Here is a 17,997-nt window from a genome sequence, read left to right on the forward strand (position 1 = left end):
GTATATGCGTAGATTTCGTATATTTAAGAAAACTATCTTATCATGAAAAAAATTAAAATCCTACTTACATTATTTCTAGCAACGTATATATCATATGGACAAGATCCTGATATTGATATATTAGAAGTTGCCTCTGGCTTTAATCGTCCCATTGACATACAAAATGCAGGCGACGATCGACTTTTTATTGTAGAACAACCAGGTGCCATTCAAATTATAAATGACGATAATACTGTAAATAGTACGCCTTTTATTTCAATTGCTGTAAATGACAGTGGTAATGAGCAAGGTCTCTTAGGACTTGCCTTTCATCCAGAGTACGCAACTAATGGTTTCTTTTATGTGCATTATACAAGAAATAATGGTGCTTCTCGAATATCAAGATTTACCGTAACGGATGATCCTGATATTGCTGATCCTAATTCAGAATTTGAAATTCTAGAAGTGGCACAACCTTTTGGAAATCATAATGGAGGTGGTCTTGCTTTTGGAGAAGACGGTTTCTTATACATTGCTTTAGGTGATGGAGGAAGCGGCGGTGACCCTGGAAATAGAGCACAAAATCCAGCTATATTACTGGGTAAAATGTTACGTATAGATGTAGATAATCAAGATGAAGGTTTAAATTATAGTATTCCTGATTCAAATCCTTTTGTTGGAAATACTAGTTTCCGAGGAGAAATATGGGATTATGGACTTCGTAACCCGTTTCGTTTTTCTTTTGATGATGAAACTGGCGCTATGTGGATAGGTGATGTTGGTCAGAATGCAGTAGAAGAAATAGATCGTGGTACTGGAGGTGGTCATAATTATGGATGGCGTTGTTATGAAGGAAGTAGTACATTTAATACTTCTGGATGTCCTGATGAAAGTGAACTTACCTTTCCTGTTGCAGAATACCCACACGACAATAGCTGTAATTTCTTCTCCATCGTTGGTGGTTACGTATATAGAGGCGCTGAATTTCCTACCATGCAAGGCACGTATTTCTTTTCTGATACCTGCGCTGATGATATACGATACATAGATGCTGCAAATCCAGGTGCCATTATGTTTAGCGAGTCATTTAACAACAACTCATTTGTTACTTTTGGAGAAGATCAAGATAAGGAATTATACATCTCTGGTCTTGCTGGAACTGTATACAGAGTTGTAGATGCTAATCTATTAAGTGTTGATGAGTTTGCACGAGAGAATACAATTCGTGTGTATCCAAACCCAGCAACAAATACAGTACACATTGCATTTTCAGACAGACCAAGTACGGATACGGTTACTATTTTTGATATTACTGGAAAACTTGTAAAGTCGGCTGTGATTCAAGGGCTTGATACAGTTATAGACATAGATGATTTAACAACGGGTGTATATCTTGTACAATTAAAAAATACGGGCTATACCCAGAAATTAATTATTAACTAACAAATCCTTTATGAGTGAACCCCAAATACAAGGCAAATTATACCTTATCCCTACTACTTTAGGAGAAACCAGTGCGCTGGAAGTAATACCTTTATCAGTAAAGAAAGTGATAGAAGTGATTGATCATTATATTGTTGAAAATGAAAAAACAGCAAGACGATCAATCAAAGCTATTTCTCCAGGAAAGTCACAGCCTAAGTTACAGATCAAACTTTTAAATAAGTATACGGACGAACTCGAATTACCTTCGTATTTAGATCCTTGTTTTGAAGGAATTTCTGTAGGGTTACTCTCAGAAGCAGGCGTACCTGGTGTTGCAGATCCTGGCGCTGATGTGGTGAAAATTGCACATCAAAAAGGCATTCAAGTTGTACCGCTCGTAGGACCATCTTCTATTTTGATGGCAATGATGAGTAGCGGTATGAATGGACAAAATTTTGCTTTTAATGGCTATTTGCCCATAGAGCAAAAACAACGTAAAATGGAATTGAAACGTCTCGAAAAATTATCTTTCGAGACGGGTCAATCTCAATTATTTATTGAGACACCGTATCGTAATGACAAAATGCTCACCGATATTGTTAATACGGTTCGTCCTGACACTCTTGTTTGTATAGCCTGTGATATTACCTTACCCACCGAGTTCATCCAAACGAAGAAAGCCAGTTTTTGGAAAACCAATTTACCAGATCTTCATAAACGCCCAGCTATATTTATTATACATAAAGGATTGTGAAAACATTAGTAATGAACGTAATTGAAGACAAAATACCTCTAAGAGTATATCAACAAATGAGAGTTAATTGCGGTCTATCTGCAAAAACGAGTGAAGCATGCGAAGTTGGATTAAATAATTCAATATATTCCTTGATGATAAAAGAAGAAGACAACGTTATTGGAATGGGAAGGATTATAGGAGATGGCGGATGTTTCTGTCAAGTAGTAGATATTTGTGTAATTCCTGAAAAACAGGGTAATGGAATTGGCAAAATAATAATGGAATATATAGCTACTTTTATAAAAACAAAATTACCCAAATCATGCTATACAAGTCTAATAGCAGATGGAGATGCTTCATTTTTATATGAAAAATTCGGTTTTAAAGATACGTTACCTGAATCAAAAGGAATGTACATAAAAAACGAGTAAAAAGAATATTATATCGATTTACCTTAAATTAGAAGGCTTCCCATAGGACCGTTGTACTTTTTTAATCATAGGTTCTAACCCATTGACTTTGATCTCATACATTTCTTGAAGTAGTCGTCCTAATTTCCCTTCTGGGAAGCCTTTTTGCTTAAACCATACATAGTAATACTCTGGAATATCCACAAGGTATTCGCCTTTGTATTTACCAAAAGGCATTCTATAATGTGCGAGTTCTATGAGATGATCTTGAGGTGTCACTTACTTATCTTCTAATTTCCAATATTCAAGTAACTCGTTCCATTCTTCTAATAGCGTTAAACCATCATGACCTTCGTCTATTTGCAAATCTCTAACATGCATCCAGATGTATATTTCATTCTTTCTTTTACGAACAACTTCTAATCTGGCTGCTGAAATATCTTTTAAACTCACCAACTCATGATACTCTTTCCTTTTACTCTCTATTTCAATAGGATCTGTGTTAGATCTATACAAATATGCCGCCACTCTAGGAGTCAATAAATACACTAAAAGACCTATTGTACCTAAAACAAAAATTGTCCTTTTATTTCCCATATACCTTCTCTCCTCCTACATAGGTTGCTCTTACTTCTAGATTTGGAATTTCGTCTTCTGTTACGGTCATGATATCTTTATCCATGATAATAAAATCGGCAAATTTCCCTGTTTCGATACTTCCTTTTTCTGCTTCTTCAAAATTGGAATAGGCAGCCCAAATAGTCATTCCTTTTAAGGTTTCTTCTCGGGTTAAAGCATTTTCCATTTGATAACCTCCAGCTGGATATTGTTTAAGGTCTTTACGCGCTACTGCTGCATAAAAGGTATAAAACGGACTTACTTGCTCTACAGGAAAATCTGTTCCTAAGACAACAATACCAGATTTATTTAAAAGATCTTTAAAGGCATAAGCTCCTTTGATACGATCTGTCCCTACTCTATCTTCTGCCCAATACATATCACTGGTCGCATGAGTAGGCTGTACCGATGGGATGATCTTTTTATTAAAGAAATCAAAATCGTTTTGTGCTACTACTTGTGCATGTTCTACCTTCCATCGTGGGTCGTCTGTATTTTTTAATGCTTCTTTATAAGCTCTTAATACTACCACATTAGCACTATCGCCAATGGCATGAGTGTTCATTTGAAAACCTGCATCTGCAATACGCTTTGAAAGATTCTGAATATCAGCTACTGGAGTAATCATCGCTCCAAAATGTCCATCTTTATCACTATATGATTCTTTTAATGCAGCTCCTCTAGACCCTAATGCACCATCTCCATATACTTTTACTGAGCGTACATTAAGGTAATCTGTTTTTACTTTCCCTGTGGTTAAGTAATGATCTAAGTTTTCGTCATTATTACTAATCATTGCATAGACACGCATTTTAAGATCGTCAGCTGTATGAAGACTATCAATAAGCTCAATGATAGGTTTATCTAATCCTGCATCATTTACAGTAGTTAGTCCATACGAGAAGCAAAGTTTTTGTGCATCTTTAAGTGAAGTGATATTTTGTGCTCTACTCGCTTTAGGCATCACGGCATCAACTAATTCTTGTGGTCTATCTACTAATACACCAGTAATTTTTCCGTCTACTTTTACGATTTCACCTCCTGTTACTATGGTTGCTTCCGTAATTCCAGCCATATCTAATGCTTTTTGATTTACCAAATAAGCATGTCCATCTACACGTTCTAAGGCAACGGGTACATCTGGAAATAAGGCATCCAATTTTTCTTTGGTTGGAAACACTTGAACTTCCCAATCATTTTGGTCCCATCCTCTTCCTCTTAAAAATGCTGTTGCTGGGTTTGCTTTCGCGAAAGCGGATACACGTTCCAACACCTCATCATAACTTGTGGTTCCTACAAGGTCTACGATTTGTAAATTTTGTCCTAATCCATAAAAATGACAATGTGCGTCGATAAGACCAGGTAACACGGTCTTGCCAGAAGCATCTATGATTTCTGAAGCAGTATAGGCATCAGTGATTTCTTGAGAGGTTCCAACGGCAACAAAAGCACCGTCTTTAATGGCAAATGATTCTGCTTTCGCGAAAGCGTCATTCACCGTATATACTGTAGCATTGGCAACAATGAGATCTACTTCTTGTTTTGAGGTACAAGAAACAGCTATTATAAAAAGAGATAAGAAAGTAACTATTCGCATGACAAAGATTTTTGCACTAAAGTACAAAACATCGTCCTTTTACAATAGTATCTAAATACTTTTAAAAGAGTAATCTGTAAATACCGAAATCACTAAGCTCTACAGAAACATTTTCGATATCGGCAGTTACATCACTATAGATATTTCCTAAACAACATGGCCCATCGATAGCCTCAACTGAAAAGCTAAAAGGAATTTCAAAAGTATCAGATATAACGATTAAATAATTTTCTGAGGTGCTTTCTACAAAAAATGGAAATGTTATAATAGTACGTTCTGTAGTTGCTAAAGTAGCTACATCAAATGTAACTGCTTCATTTACTGACGTGTTAATTATTTGTAAACTATCTATAGCAAACGTTTCATTAAACAATAAATCTTCTCCTGTTTCGCTAGATACAAATTGTATTGCTAAGCTCTCAGGTCCACAATCTATAAGATCACATGCACTAGCCGCTGTTTCAGCATCATCTGATGCGCAAGAAAGGCAAAGGATAGCTAGAAATAAACAAATTATACTTCGTTGTAACATAATTAATATTCTGGGGTGTTATATAAAAATACGTAAAAACAATCTATTCTCATCTTCTACTTGTTCAAAGGTTGCATTTGTAACGGCTATATTAGTATAAGAATAGTTTTGACAGCAACCATTTGAGATAGCTTCAAAATCATAGGAAATAGTGACTTCAAATACGTTTGGCAATAAAATTTGAAATTGTTCTGAAAACCTAAAAATGCCTAATTGATTAGAAGGGCTCAATGCATAATCTAAACCTAACTCTAAAGTAATATCATCTTCTCCTAACGCAATAAAAAAACCATCAGGAACACCATTATCAAAAACTCCATCCAATACATTTTCTCCGGTATCTGCATCTATAAACTCAAAAACAAATTCTGGCCCTTTACACAATACCGTACTACAATCTATTGAATCGTCATCATTACCACATTGTATGAATGAAAGACTTATAAATAGAATAAAAATGATTTTTTTCATTGCTAGCTATTTTAATGTTCTATCCTCAAGATTCATAAAACGAAAAAAGGTTGCGTTACTTTTAGATAAAGTGGCACTCTTTTAAAAATCTTATTTGAAAAGGTTTTTAAATTTAAATTAAAATTCTATAACCAATAAAAGGGGTTTCAGTACGTTCAAACATACCTTCAGAAACTTCTATAATTCGAATCCCAGATAATGGTCCGCAGCATTCATCATCTCTTACTGTAAAAATCTCTGAGGTGATGATTATATCTATTGTATCAGAAAATACAAATCGTATAGGTTCGCCGTCACCAAAAATACGTACGTTGCCTGTTTGCTCGTTTATAGTTATGAAGTCTTCATTAATTAATAATGTATTGTCAATAGTAAATAAATCCAAACTCTCAAAAAATGCTTCTTCCGTTAATCCTTCAAAAAAATTATTACCGGTCGTTGCATCTACAAATTGTATGTTTAACTCAAGAATGACAATAGGACAACCTACATCATCACAATTATTTGAACTACATCCTAAACAAAGAATACTTAGAAGTAGATATTTAATAATTCTTTTCATATTTTATTTTTATATCTACTCTTAAGATTCATAAAACGAAAAAGGTTGCGTTACTTTTAGATAAAGTAATGCAACCTTTAAAAAAAAATCATCTATATGTATTTTCTAGGCCATTACGAGAAACATACTATTTCTTAACATCGTTTTTATTTCCTCTTTCCTAAAGGGATTACAAACCGTATTATACATCATTCCGTAAAAAAGGCTTACCTCTTTATTAAAAGTCAAATTTATAGGTAGCACCTATCATTCCTTGAAGACCTTGTACTTCATAGTTTAACCATTTTTGATAATCGCTATCCAGTATATTATTTACTCTTCCAAAAGCGGAAAGTCTGTCATTAAATCGGTATCCAACATGCGCATTTGCATCTAAGTAACTATCTAATGTTGTGATTTGTGGTTGTGCAAGAATATCAGTAGGGTCATTTGAGAATAATAAGTCTTGACGCTCTCCTACAAAGAATAGATTGATTCCAGCAAACCATTGTTCTGTAATTTGATAATCTGCAAATACAGAAGCTCTTAATTCTGGTAAGTTCCAAGCTTCGGCCTGATTGTCTGTTGTATAGGAATTAAACTGTCCGTTAATTTTCATTTTGAAGTTACTATTTACATCAAAATTAAGTTCTCCAAATACGCCTAATGTTTCTACATCATCATAAATAACACTAAACGAGTTACCATTTAAGAAGGCTACTTGCGATGCTACTTGTGCTGGATTAAATATAAATAATGCTTTGTTACTTTCTGAGATATAGTTTGCTCTTAGGTTATAACTCACATTATTAGAGAGCTTCCCTTTCATTCCTAAATAACCATCGTATTGTTGATCTGTAGGAGTAATTGCAAGTGACGGTGCTACGAAAGGATTTTCTTGTACAAAATCATAGTAGCTGTTTTGTTGTAGGTTTCCTTCTAATCCCCCGTAAGCTATGAAGTAATCTCCCACAATACGATATGATGCTGTAATTTTTGGATATACAAAGAAATCAGTATCGCTGTTTTCACTATCTAAACTTACAAAACCAGCAACGCCTAAATTTACAGTAAGGTCATCTCTTAAAATCACTAAACTAGGATTAACACCTACATTCAGGATACTATGATTTGTCTCTTCTAGATTTGGAGCAAAGTCATTTGCAAAACTTCCATTGACATAGTCTACTGAAAATGCAGTGGTAATATTTTCACCAGCAATAGGAAATTCAATAGTTGGTTTTACAATGGCACGCAATTCATTACTACTTTCTGAGTCGCTTAAATAACGAATGGTTCCTGTTCCTCCATTAAAAATACCGTCTTTAAAGGCAACACTTCCGTTTATAGCTCCTGTAATATAAGAATGTGAGACGTCAAAGCTGTCAGTAAGGATGGGAGCATCTACGGGTCCTATATCCATGATGGTAGGAGAAATTCCATACCAGTTAAATACTTGGTGTTGTACATCAAGATCCGTACGCCAAGAGAAATCACGTTCTCTAGCGCCATAATTAAGGTTTAATCGGGTATCGTAAAAGAAATCATCTACACGTACATTATCGATGCCGCCTTGTGACGAGTTATGATTTAAGAATACGCCAAAATCTTCTGTACGACTGATTTGGAAATTACTATAAAACTCGGCTAATACAGAGGTAAAACTACCAAACCCTAAAGTGGCATAATTATCATACAACTTCAATTTTGGTGCTTTTTTAACAACAGCAGCTTTTCCTTTGGCAGGTGTAAATGTACTAGCAACGGGTGCAGAGAAAATGCTATAGGTCACTTTTTTCTTAGCGGTATTTACAGAGTCATTAAGCTTAGGTGTTGCCTTTACTTTAAACGCATCACTAATGGTAGGTGTATATGGTTTTACAACATTTACGACCTCTGTTCCTAGATCTTGTTTGTCTTCTTTCTCCTCTTCCTGTGCATATACTTGAGAAGCAGCTAGTCCTAAAACAAGTAAGAATATCGTTTTATATGTTTTGATCTGATGAATTATCATATATAAATAAATTATGTCTGTGATTGATAAAAATTAGTTTCCGCCTTCTTCTACTGAAGAATTTGTTTTTGCTTCATTTGTTTTAATAAGCGCAAGTTGTTCTTGTGCTTCTTGCACGGTATCTGGGTAGTCTGAGAAATTACTAATCACACTTTCTAAGATATAGGTTGCTTGGTAGGCGTCTTCTAAGGCGTAAAAGTTTTTTGCCATAAGTACCAATCCTTTTGCTCCAAATTCTTTATAGCCACTGTAATCTCTTGCCAGTTCCTGCACTGCTGTATTAGACCCTTTAAAGTCGTTTGCTTTGTGCTTAAAATAGGCATCGTAGTATAACGCTTCTGCAGCAAGTGCACCAGTAGCAATCTCTTTTACAGAAGCATAGGCAGTTTTTGCGCGATCTTCATCTCCTGTTTTAATAGAGGCTCTTGCTATAATAACTTGTGCATCACTCTTTACTGCATTATCAATCTTTGCATTGGTCAGTACTTTTTCTGCGTAGGTCACGGCATCTGTATAGTTTTCTAATTCGTAATGTGATTTCATCAAATTAGATTGTGCAAAAATTACATTCTGCGGAAAATCGGCTTCGGTTTCTAGGCGTTGTAACACAGGTATTGCTTCTGCATACATACGTTGTGTTAAAAACACTTGTCCCAATCTTGCTAATGCTTGTTCTGTAAACTCTGATCGTTCTTTCGCAATCACAAACTGATAATGAGGAATGGTGGTGCTGTAGTCCGCTTTCGCGAAAGCGAGTTGCCCCAAATAAAAATGTGCTTTGAGTGCATGTTGCCCATTAGGATAGCTCTCAATATATTCATCTAGCAAGCGAGTTGCCTGTGTAGTATTATTTTCTAAATACTGTTTTTCTGCTGAAGCATAGGCAGCGTCATCCAACTCTGCATCTTCTACATCTATAAAATCTAAGGTACTCACCCATTGTCCATATTCATTCACGCGTCCTAAATCTATATAAATAAGTTTTGCCGTTGTAACGGCTTGCAATGCTTCTGGGGTTCCTGGGTAATCGGTTGCTACTTTTTTAAGGATGGTAAGTGCTTGGTCTGACTGATTACTATTATCATAAATCAATGCTTTTTTAAGTAATGCTCGAGATACGTATGAGCTTCCTGGCACCTCACGCACCAACTGATCATAGGCTGCAATAGCTTGATCTGTGTTATCCTGAGAAACATATACATTACCTAACTCATATAATGCATCATCTCTATAACTAGATTTTGGGAAGCTTTGCGCAAAATTTTTAAGACCATTAATCTTATCTGCATTACGGTTTACAAAACCATAACTCATCGATTTCTGAAAAGTGGCATAATCTCTATCGGCAGCATTAATTTCAATTGCTTTATTATAAGCTTCTAATGCAGGCCAATATTTACTAGATATAAAACGACTATCGCCCAATCGTAAATACGCATCATTAAGACGCACATTATCTTCTATGTTTTGAGTGGTAAAACTTTCAAAATACGATGCTGCATTTTCATAATCTTTATCTGAAAAATACGCATAGGCTAGATTGTAATTCAGATCCTGATATTCTGGAGTCGTTGTCGCATCACTGTTTTGAGCATATTGTTTATAGCCAATAACAGCTTCTTTGTGATTGCCTAATACATAATCACATTCTGCACTCCAATAAATAGCTCTTGCTACAAATTGCTCATCTCTAGGTTCTTTTAACGACTTTTTAAATAACGCTTGTGACTCTAAATAATTTCCTTCATTATATAACTCTACTCCTCTGTAAAAAGCTACTTTTTGGTAAGCAACTTTATTTTCAAAAGAAGAATTCTTTTCTAATAACACAAGTGCTTCTTTATAGTTTTTTGAAGTTATATAAGAATCTATTAGTAATACTTCTAATTCTTCTTTTGCTGGAGTCTTAGGATAGGCTTTGATATAATTTGCAATGACTTGTGGAACGGTTTGATAGGCATTTCCGATCTCGTAACTAAGCTTTGCATAATTGAGACCGCTATCTTCCTTTATTTTTTCATCAAAATCCATTTCTGATGCATTCTTAAAGGCATTAAGCGCTTGTTGTTTCTTATCTGTTTTAAGGTAGGATTCGGCTAAATGATAGTATGCATTCTGAGCTACACTATTTTTACCATCTACAATTTTATTAAACTCATTGATGGCATTTTCATAATCACCTTGCTTATAATAGGTATATCCAAGTTGGTAATAATCTGTATTATTCCATCGTCCTCTTTTTCCTTTGTATTCTTTTAGATACGGTAATGCTTCTGTATACTTTTCTTGATTAAAGTAACTCTCTCCTATAATTTTATTGAGTTCTGATTTTTCTTTAGGATTTGCGGTAGGGAGTTGTGATTTCCCTTCGGTAATGGCTTGATCAAATTTTCCTAATTTAAAATTTAAGTCGGCTTTAAAATACGCGAGTTCTTCTTTATAGTCTTCTTTATCTTCTACGGCATCAAAAAGCTCATCGGCTTCCTGATAGTCATCACCTTCATATGCCATGAATCCTAGATAATATTTTGCTTGAGAGCCATATTTTTGAGAATCACGTACACGATTTAAAAACTTCTTTGCTTGATCGTACTGCTTGCTTCTGTAGTAGGCATATCCGTTATTAAAATCATAGGTTTCTCTTGCGCTTCCTGTAAGACTTCCCTCATCTACTCTATCGTACCATTTGCGAGCATAGGCATACTTTCCATTCTCAAAATAGAAAGAAGCCACATCTAGAAATGCTGAATTACGCTTGGTACTTGTCGGATAATCACTTACAAAACTTTGCATTAAGTTATCTGCTCCTTGTTGATTTAAGCGTACTGCAGCATTGGCAATATAATAGGCACAGTCGCCTTTTACAGTAGTATCACTGGTTTCATTCTTCACCTCTTCAAATAAGGTCTGCGCTGCTAGATACTGCTGACTATTATATAATGATAGTGCCTTATTATACTTAACAAGATCATCTGTATAAATAGCCGTTTGTTGTGCAGAGAGGATGCTTGTATATAGTAGAAATGCGGTAAGTACCGTAATAAATTTCTGCATAATAATTGTTTTTGATATGATGTATGAGATTGGGTCTATTTTTCTAACTCAAAGATAGTTTTCTTATATATGGATAACGGAAGAAATCCTTTATAATTATATAGAGTTTTAAAAAGGAAATTAACAATTAAAAAATCATACAATTACACTTATTTTATTATTTTTCGTAAAAATTTTAAAATGAAAAAAAAATACACCCTTTTATGCATAGTTTTATTGTCCACTTTTGTTGCTCAGGCGCAAACCAAAAACAAAAAAGGATATTACATTGATAATAATGGTACTAAGAAAGAAGGGTTAATTAAAGACTTAGATTGGGGTATTACTCCTGATTCATTTACATTTTATAGTAGTGAAAATGCAGAAGGGAAAACTATTACTATTTCTCAAGCTAGTGTTTTTGGAATTTATGATGTATCAAAATATGAAAGACATAAAGTAAATATTGATAGGTCTTCAAACAAACTAAATGATCTAGGTAGAGAAAGAAACCCTGACATGAAAGCTGAAACTGTATACTTAAAAGTAGAGTTAGAAGGTCCTTTAAAATTATATTCTCATACTATTACTGCAGGATCAAAGTTTTTTGTTCAAAAAGAGGGTGAACTCATATTTCCTCTTATTTACAAACGATACCTAACGTATGATAATAAAATAAAAGAGAATAATTATTTTCAACAACAATTAGTGGCTGACTTTGCATGCGATGGATTCACTTTCAATACATCTAACTTATCTTATAATAGAAATGATATCCTAAAGTATGTAACTAAATATAATACTTGTAAAGGATCTGCTTCTAAAAAAATAGGGAACGAAGAAAAATCACCATCATTTAAATTACATTTAATAGCTGGCGCAAACTTTAATAGCTTATTAATTAAAGAATCTGATAACAGAAACTTTGATTTTGGTTCTGCTACAAATCCAATATTAGGTTTTGAAATAGAATATACATTACCCAATACTAATAATAAATGGGCTGGATTTATTGATGGTAGATATACAACATTTAGTGCAGATGGCGTGTCTAACTTTGAATCTGTATTTGGAGATATTACATTTACTCAAACGGTGAGCGCTGAACAACGTTTTTTTGACGTAAGCATAGGAGGACGTCACTATTTTTATTTAACTCCATCTTCTAAAATCCATTTAGGCATCAGTTATGGACTAGAATTGTTATCAGATACAGACATTGATTATGAAACATCTGAAGATTTTGATGTAACGAATGGTTCTGGTAGCTTTGGTGTATCTGCCGGAATTTCTTGGAAAAACTTCAGAGGAGAAATACGATATAACACACAAAAAGATCATGTAAGCTCAAAATCTGAATACTCAAGTCTAATGCTAACCGTAAGCTACAATATTCTACGGTTTTAATTGTATTAAATAACTAAAATAATTAAGTGCTATTCTGTTTTATTACTAATGGGTACGCTTTCGCGAAAGCGTATAAAACCTATAAAAAGTGATAAACACATATTATGATGCATAGAAAACACGTATTTTTACAGACTACTGTCATGAAAATATGTATAGGATAATTCAAAGATTTATACTCCAAAAACCGCTACTATTTTTAATTATTATAGGAGCTCTGGCACGAATACTTATTGCACTATGTTATAGCAATCAAGTCTCAATATTTAATGATTCAGAAAGCTATGTGCCATTAGCAGAAAAGCTAGGCGCTTTAAATTTAAAAGGGTATGACGGATTACGCACACCTGGATATCCTTTCCTATTAATGCTGTCTGGGATTAATTTTAGTGTGGTTGTCTTTATTCAAATGATATTGGGAATTATATCATCTATTTTTCTTTTTAAAATAAGTTATAAATTAATTCATAGTACCGCTCTTGCATTACTTAATGCATTGAGCATCTCTTTTTTCTTGCATATTTTATTTTATGAAAGAGCTATTCTCACTGAAGCTTTAACGTTATCTACACTGATTGTATGTTTATGGTACATCACTCATATACAGTTTTTCAACCAAGAAAAGAGTTCTAAAATCACCTATAAACAAAGTCTCATTTTAGGCATCTTAATGGCCGTTGTTTTTCTAGTAAGACCCATGTTTATAGTAATTACACCTCTTGTGGTCTTTTGTTTTATAGTTGGCTATAGGCACTTACGATTTACCGCTATTTTAAGTAGAGCACTTCTTCTATGTATTCCTGCTGTAATGAGTTATCAAGGATGGAGTTATCTTAATTTTCAAAATACAGGATATAAATCTGTTACTGCATTTTCTGGAATTAATCTTGCTCAAAGTTGTGTTTCATTTGTAGATAAAGCAAATGACACACATGCAGATCTACGCGATTTATATGTACATAAAAGAGATTCTGTGATCGCAGAAAATGGCGATGTATCAATGACTGTTTGGCGGGTATATGAAACACTTAAAGCGAAAGAAAATATTACAGTTTCTGAGCTCTCTCAGCGTTTTGATCCTATGACCAAAGAACTTATTAAAAACAATCCTTCTAGCTATTTTAAACAGGTTGGAATTTCTTGGATAGATTTCTGGGAGGAATATATCCTTTGGAACTATAGTAAATTCGAATATAAGATTCCTACATGGACACTATCAGGTATTTGGTTATATATACAAACACCTATGTTATATATTATGAATGTGCTCTTTTTGATCATTAGTGGAATCATAACGATCAGGCGTATTCGGGAAAAAAGATTTTATTTTGATTTTTACTTATTTTGCACAGTACTTATTATTGGATCTTCCATAGGACAGGCATTAGTTATATACGGTAATAATGGGAGGTTTTCGGTTCCTTTTCTTCCTTTTATTATTATAGTGATCTCTCATTATCTCTATAAAAAAGAAATTTTTAAAAAGATTATCCCTGTAAATAATAAGATTTAATCTATTTTTATCGTTAGTCTATAATTACTATGTCAGATCCAGTACTTCACCTCAGCAATGCCGCAATATATCAAAGAGAAAATATGATTCTCTCTGATGTACAGGTCACTATCAATAAAGGAGATTTTGTATACCTCATTGGAAAAACAGGCTCTGGAAAGAGTAGTTTTATGAAAACACTCTACGGAGATTTACCTCTTACTGAAGGTGAAGGTGAAATTGTTGGTTTTACTTTAAATGGATTAAAAGAAAAACAAATTCCATTCTTACGTAGGAAGCTTGGTGTTGTATTTCAAGACTTCAAACTTTTAAACGATCGTACTGTAAAAGATAATTTACTCTTTGTATTAAAAGCTACTGGTTGGAAAGATAAGACTGCTATTGATGCTAAAATTGAGGAAGTACTTGCTAAGGTAGGAATGAAAAGTAAGGGATTTAAATTTCCATATCAACTTTCAGGAGGAGAGCAACAACGTGTTGCTATCGCAAGAGCATTATTGAATGATCCAGAACTCATCCTTGCTGATGAGCCTACAGGGAATCTTGACCCCCAAACCAGTGTCGAGGTTATGGAGGTGTTACAAGAAATCAATAAGAATGGAAATACCATTTTGATGGCTACACATGATTATGCATTGTTACTTAAATACCCTTCAAAAACCTTAAAATGTGATAATAATAAGATTTTTGAAGTGGTGCAACGAACAGTGTAAATAGTTTAAACATAGATTCCTTTTCTTAGAAAGAATAGATATGGATAACAAGCAATTTACCTTAAAAAAAGAAGCTACAGATAGCGACTCTAATTGCTCTACCATAAAAATTAACGACTATTATCTAAGTTTCAATACCAATTTAAACTACACTCATGCACAGGATACTGATTTTTCACTTTACTTATTAGGTAATTTATTTGATTATAATGATACAAAGGCATCAAATCAAGACTTACTAAATATTCTTATCGAGCAAACTAACAAAGAAGATTTTTTTAAAGTTCTTGATGGTTATTATGGAGAATATGTAATTATATATGTTAGAAACAATGAATTCATCTTATTAAACGATTGTTGCGCGCAAAAAGAAGTATACTACACTGATACTTATTCAATGGTAGGTTCTCAAATACAATTACTATCTATTGAAGCAGATTTTCAGAAAGAACACCCTTATTACAGTTCCAACCTATTTAAAAAAAAGAAACTGCATGTAGGTACAAGCACTTCTCATCCCAATATAAAGCATCTTGCTCCAAATCATTATATCGATATTCTTCACAAAAAAACGATACGTTTTTTTCCTAGAAAAAAAATAGCTCCTCAATCTACGCATAGTGTAGCACAAAAAGCAGCCAAAATGCTCAAAGGCTATATAACAGCTATAGCAAATAGGCATGAAATTGTATTGCCAGTTACTGGCGGCTTTGATAGTAGAGTATTATTTCTTTCAAGTTTACATATTAATTGTACGTATTTTGTATCTCAACACCAAGATATGAACAATGGCCATTATGATATCAAGATTGCTCAAAAACTAACACGTATTTTTGATAAACACTTACACATTATTAAAGATTCAAATCAAAACACAGAAACATTAAATACGAATCGTATTGATAACCCTAGAGCTACTTCTTTCCCAAAATTGGTAAATAACAAGGTTTTAATAAATGGTAATATCAGTGAAATAGCCAGAAATTACTTTAATTATATTCACCCTGTTACAGCCAAGAAATTAACATTACTCAATGGGTATTCTGACAATTCATATGTAATTAAAAATTATAAAGAGTGGTTATTAAAGAACAAAGAGACTTTCAAAAAATATGGGTATCACACTTTAGACATGTTTTATTGGGAAGAAAAAATGGGTAATTGGACAGCCAAAGCAAAAACAGAAGCGCATGCAATGTCCATAGAGTTAATGTCTCCTTTTAATTCAAGAGAATTATTATCACTTCTTTTAAGTACAAAAAGAAAAGATAGAGATAAGTTCACTAGCATATTATATAAAAAAATCATTGAAAATCTTGTTGATACTCATGAAGAGATAAATAGTATTCCAACAAATCCTGATTTTGAAAGAAAAAGAGCGTTGTTTTTAAAAAAGCTAAGACTCTTTAAATTATTTGACGCTGCTAGACTACAGCTTAGAATTTTAAAAAGAAAAATCTAATACTTACATTTAATGATATGCACTGAGTTCATTTAAACACGCGCTTTGAGAAGAAAACAATATTTTATTACTGATGATCCAACAATAGATTTTGCTTCTGAGGAAGGTTTCTCATCATATCTTATAGATAGCTTCACTGTTTTTTATCATCAAGATTTAGAGACAACGATAGCACAATATGAAGATGCAACTATTGTCATTCTAGGATTTATTCTCAACCCGAATGCTCCCGAGGAAACTAATCTGCAAATTGCTGAAAACTTAGCAAGAGTCACTTCAAAAACTCAACTATTTGAAGCATTAGAAGTACTTACAGGGAAGTTTGCTATTTTTTATCACTCCAAAGTCCATCAAATACTCCTTACAGATTACTTTTCAGAAAGACAACTGTATTACTGGAAGAGAGCAGATCATTACTATATCTCATCCTCTGATAAACTTATCTTGGACACATTAGTTCTTGCTCCAGAAATAAGCTCCGAGAAACAAGAACTCATTGCATCTTCTCTATTTCTTAACATAAATGAACACTGGCTTTTATCTGAAGAAGATTGGGATAAACGAATTAAAAAATTAATTCCTAACCATTACCTAGACCTTCAAAAAAACACCACAGACCGACTTCCTGTTTTTGTGAGTGACCAACTAGCTAAAGAAACAGTAGTAGCCGCATTTAAAACTTATTTACAAAATGTAATGAAAGCGCTTGCGCTAAGGTATGATTCCATTTATTTTCCAATCACAGCGGGTTATGATTCCCGGTTACTATTGGCGGCAAGTATGCCTTGGAAAGAAAAAATGACGTACTATATTTTTAATTCAGGGAAAACCTATGTCGTTCGGGATGTGAAAATTGCCAAAAAGATTGCAAAAAAATTTCAATTAGATTTTGAAGAAATTAAAGTTCCCGAAGCTAGTGCTGCATTCAAAAAAGAATATGCTACTCATTTTATAGTCCCTCGTTTTTTATCAAAAACTAGAAATATTGCTTGGTTTAAAACGCATATTAAAACACCTACTATTAATATCTCTGGTGGTGGTGGGAACCTAAAAGGCGTATATGATAAAGAAGCGTTTACCTCTATAGAAACACTCTGTAAAGCCATTGAGTATGATACCTTACCCATTCACAAAAACGCATTGGAACAGTGGCTTACTGAAGCAACACCCTATGCCGAAAAATATAAAATCCCGCTGAATGATTTATTCTTTCAAGAATTACGTATGGGAAAATGGGCTTCAAAAATGTATCACGAAGCAGATCTTACTCCTGTAGATTACTACTCCCCTCTTAATTCAAGACATATCATGCATATGGCCTTTTTACATATTCCTGAATCGCAAAGACATATGCCTGATGCTGTTCTTTTCAAAACTGTCATGGAAGAATTATTACCAGGCTCCACAAAAATTCCATTTAATCCAAAAACATGGAGAGATTATGTAAAAAGCATTATTCCTTATCAACGTATAAAGAAACAAGTGCGGTTATTGAGATATAGGAAACCTTCAAAAAGAAGAGATCATTCAAAATGACCTCTTCTTA

16 protein-coding genes are annotated in these 17,997 nt (G+C 33.7%); 8 read left to right on the plus strand and 8 right to left on the minus strand.

Translation table 11 applies throughout. The features are described from left to right. Positions 1 to 42: 42 nt before the first annotated feature. From Q1A01_RS08555 to Q1A01_RS08565, 3 genes are read left to right on the plus strand one after another with little or no spacing between them, the layout of a single operon-like run. The gene (locus tag Q1A01_RS08555) at positions 43 to 1,422 is read left to right on the plus strand and encodes a PQQ-dependent sugar dehydrogenase (protein ID WP_299678928.1); all 1,380 of its coding nucleotides are present in this window, start codon (positions 43 to 45) and stop codon (positions 1,420 to 1,422) included. A gap of 10 nt (positions 1,423 to 1,432) precedes the next feature. Continuing rightward, a complete protein-coding gene (locus Q1A01_RS08560; RefSeq protein WP_299678931.1) occupies positions 1,433 to 2,158 on the plus strand; it encodes an SAM-dependent methyltransferase in 726 nt (241 codons plus the stop codon). Then, positions 2,155 to 2,571 carry a GNAT family N-acetyltransferase gene (locus tag Q1A01_RS08565; RefSeq protein ID WP_299678934.1) on the plus strand — a complete coding sequence of 139 codons (417 nt, stop codon included), beginning with the start codon at positions 2,155 to 2,157 and terminating at the stop codon, positions 2,569 to 2,571. Before Q1A01_RS08560 ends, Q1A01_RS08565 begins: the two co-directional genes overlap by 4 nt. Before the next feature lie 18 nt (positions 2,572 to 2,589). Here the strand turns inward: Q1A01_RS08565 and Q1A01_RS08570 are convergent, their stop codons facing one another. The 8 genes from Q1A01_RS08570 to Q1A01_RS08605 all read right to left on the minus strand — a co-directional run bounded on the left by Q1A01_RS08570 (position 2,590) and on the right by Q1A01_RS08605 (position 11,377). Next, positions 2,590 to 2,829, minus strand: coding sequence for a DUF3820 family protein (locus tag Q1A01_RS08570; RefSeq protein ID WP_299678937.1), 240 nt, complete (start codon positions 2,827 to 2,829; stop codon positions 2,590 to 2,592). Further along, entirely contained in the window at positions 2,830 to 3,147 is a 318-nt protein-coding gene (locus Q1A01_RS08575) for a hypothetical protein (RefSeq protein ID WP_299678940.1), read from the minus strand. It abuts the gene before it with no gap. Then, entirely contained in the window at positions 3,137 to 4,765 is a 1,629-nt protein-coding gene (locus tag Q1A01_RS08580; protein ID WP_299678943.1) for an amidohydrolase family protein, read from the minus strand. Before Q1A01_RS08580 ends, Q1A01_RS08575 begins: the two co-directional genes overlap by 11 nt. Positions 4,766 to 4,826: 61 nt before the next feature. Next, positions 4,827 to 5,297 (minus strand): hypothetical protein, encoded by a 471-nt coding sequence (locus Q1A01_RS08585; protein ID WP_299678946.1) that lies wholly within the window; start codon positions 5,295 to 5,297, stop codon positions 4,827 to 4,829. An 18-nt stretch (positions 5,298 to 5,315) separates the two neighbouring features. After that, positions 5,316 to 5,768 carry a hypothetical protein gene (locus Q1A01_RS08590; RefSeq protein ID WP_299678949.1) on the minus strand — a complete coding sequence of 151 codons (453 nt, stop codon included), beginning with the start codon at positions 5,766 to 5,768 and terminating at the stop codon, positions 5,316 to 5,318. A gap of 112 nt (positions 5,769 to 5,880) precedes the next feature. Next, on the minus strand, positions 5,881 to 6,330 hold the full coding sequence (locus tag Q1A01_RS08595; protein WP_299678952.1) for a hypothetical protein: 450 nt from the start codon (positions 6,328 to 6,330) through the stop codon (positions 5,881 to 5,883). Between the two features lie 217 nt (positions 6,331 to 6,547). Next, positions 6,548 to 8,323: a TonB-dependent receptor gene (locus Q1A01_RS08600; protein WP_299678955.1), complete on the minus strand. Its 1,776-nt coding sequence runs from the start codon at positions 8,321 to 8,323 to the stop codon at positions 6,548 to 6,550. Between the two features lie 33 nt (positions 8,324 to 8,356). Beyond that, positions 8,357 to 11,377 (minus strand): tetratricopeptide repeat protein, encoded by a 3,021-nt coding sequence (locus tag Q1A01_RS08605; RefSeq protein WP_299678958.1) that lies wholly within the window; start codon positions 11,375 to 11,377, stop codon positions 8,357 to 8,359. 180 nt (positions 11,378 to 11,557) lie between these two features. On the opposite strand from Q1A01_RS08605, the gene Q1A01_RS08610 reads away from it, so the two are divergent. The 5 genes from Q1A01_RS08610 to Q1A01_RS08630 all read left to right on the plus strand — a co-directional run bounded on the left by Q1A01_RS08610 (position 11,558) and on the right by Q1A01_RS08630 (position 17,987). After that, entirely contained in the window at positions 11,558 to 12,763 is a 1,206-nt protein-coding gene (locus Q1A01_RS08610; RefSeq protein WP_299678961.1) for a hypothetical protein, read from the plus strand. 151 nt (positions 12,764 to 12,914) lie between these two features. Continuing rightward, a complete protein-coding gene (locus Q1A01_RS08615; RefSeq protein WP_299678964.1) occupies positions 12,915 to 14,276 on the plus strand; it encodes a hypothetical protein in 1,362 nt (453 codons plus the stop codon). A 29-nt stretch (positions 14,277 to 14,305) separates the two neighbouring features. Continuing rightward, positions 14,306 to 14,989, plus strand: coding sequence for an ATP-binding cassette domain-containing protein (locus Q1A01_RS08620; protein WP_299678967.1), 684 nt, complete (start codon positions 14,306 to 14,308; stop codon positions 14,987 to 14,989). A 40-nt stretch (positions 14,990 to 15,029) separates the two neighbouring features. Next, the gene (locus tag Q1A01_RS08625) at positions 15,030 to 16,451 is read left to right on the plus strand and encodes a hypothetical protein (protein ID WP_299678970.1); all 1,422 of its coding nucleotides are present in this window, start codon (positions 15,030 to 15,032) and stop codon (positions 16,449 to 16,451) included. Positions 16,452 to 16,496: 45 nt separating this feature from the next. Next, complete coding sequence (locus tag Q1A01_RS08630) at positions 16,497 to 17,987, plus strand: hypothetical protein (RefSeq protein ID WP_299678973.1); 1,491 nt, start codon at positions 16,497 to 16,499, stop codon at positions 17,985 to 17,987. Positions 17,988 to 17,997: the final 10 nt, after the last annotated feature.

The organism is uncultured Dokdonia sp. (genome assembly GCF_947492815.1).
Taxonomy (GTDB): domain Bacteria; phylum Bacteroidota; class Bacteroidia; order Flavobacteriales; family Flavobacteriaceae; genus Dokdonia.

What these genes read in the sequence shown, in the direction of transcription:
- Q1A01_RS08555 (WP_299678928.1), top strand. Translation starts at nt 43, where the DNA reads ATGAAAAAAATTAAAATCCTACTTACATTATTTCTAGCAACGTATATA.
- Q1A01_RS08560 (WP_299678931.1), top strand. Translation starts at nt 1,433, where the DNA reads ATGAGTGAACCCCAAATACAAGGCAAATTATACCTTATCCCTACTACT.
- Q1A01_RS08575 (WP_299678940.1), bottom strand. Translation starts at nt 3,147, where the DNA reads ATGGGAAATAAAAGGACAATTTTTGTTTTAGGTACAATAGGTCTTTTA.
- Q1A01_RS08580 (WP_299678943.1), bottom strand. Translation starts at nt 4,765, where the DNA reads ATGCGAATAGTTACTTTCTTATCTCTTTTTATAATAGCTGTTTCTTGT.
- Q1A01_RS08585 (WP_299678946.1), bottom strand. Translation starts at nt 5,297, where the DNA reads ATGTTACAACGAAGTATAATTTGTTTATTTCTAGCTATCCTTTGCCTT.
- Q1A01_RS08590 (WP_299678949.1), bottom strand. Translation starts at nt 5,768, where the DNA reads ATGAAAAAAATCATTTTTATTCTATTTATAAGTCTTTCATTCATACAA.
- Q1A01_RS08595 (WP_299678952.1), bottom strand. Translation starts at nt 6,330, where the DNA reads ATGAAAAGAATTATTAAATATCTACTTCTAAGTATTCTTTGTTTAGGA.
- Q1A01_RS08600 (WP_299678955.1), bottom strand. Translation starts at nt 8,323, where the DNA reads ATGATAATTCATCAGATCAAAACATATAAAACGATATTCTTACTTGTT.
- Q1A01_RS08605 (WP_299678958.1), bottom strand. Translation starts at nt 11,377, where the DNA reads ATGCAGAAATTTATTACGGTACTTACCGCATTTCTACTATATACAAGC.
- Q1A01_RS08610 (WP_299678961.1), top strand. Translation starts at nt 11,558, where the DNA reads ATGAAAAAAAAATACACCCTTTTATGCATAGTTTTATTGTCCACTTTT.
- Q1A01_RS08615 (WP_299678964.1), top strand. Translation starts at nt 12,915, where the DNA reads ATGTATAGGATAATTCAAAGATTTATACTCCAAAAACCGCTACTATTT.
- Q1A01_RS08620 (WP_299678967.1), top strand. Translation starts at nt 14,306, where the DNA reads ATGTCAGATCCAGTACTTCACCTCAGCAATGCCGCAATATATCAAAGA.
- Q1A01_RS08625 (WP_299678970.1), top strand. Translation starts at nt 15,030, where the DNA reads ATGGATAACAAGCAATTTACCTTAAAAAAAGAAGCTACAGATAGCGAC.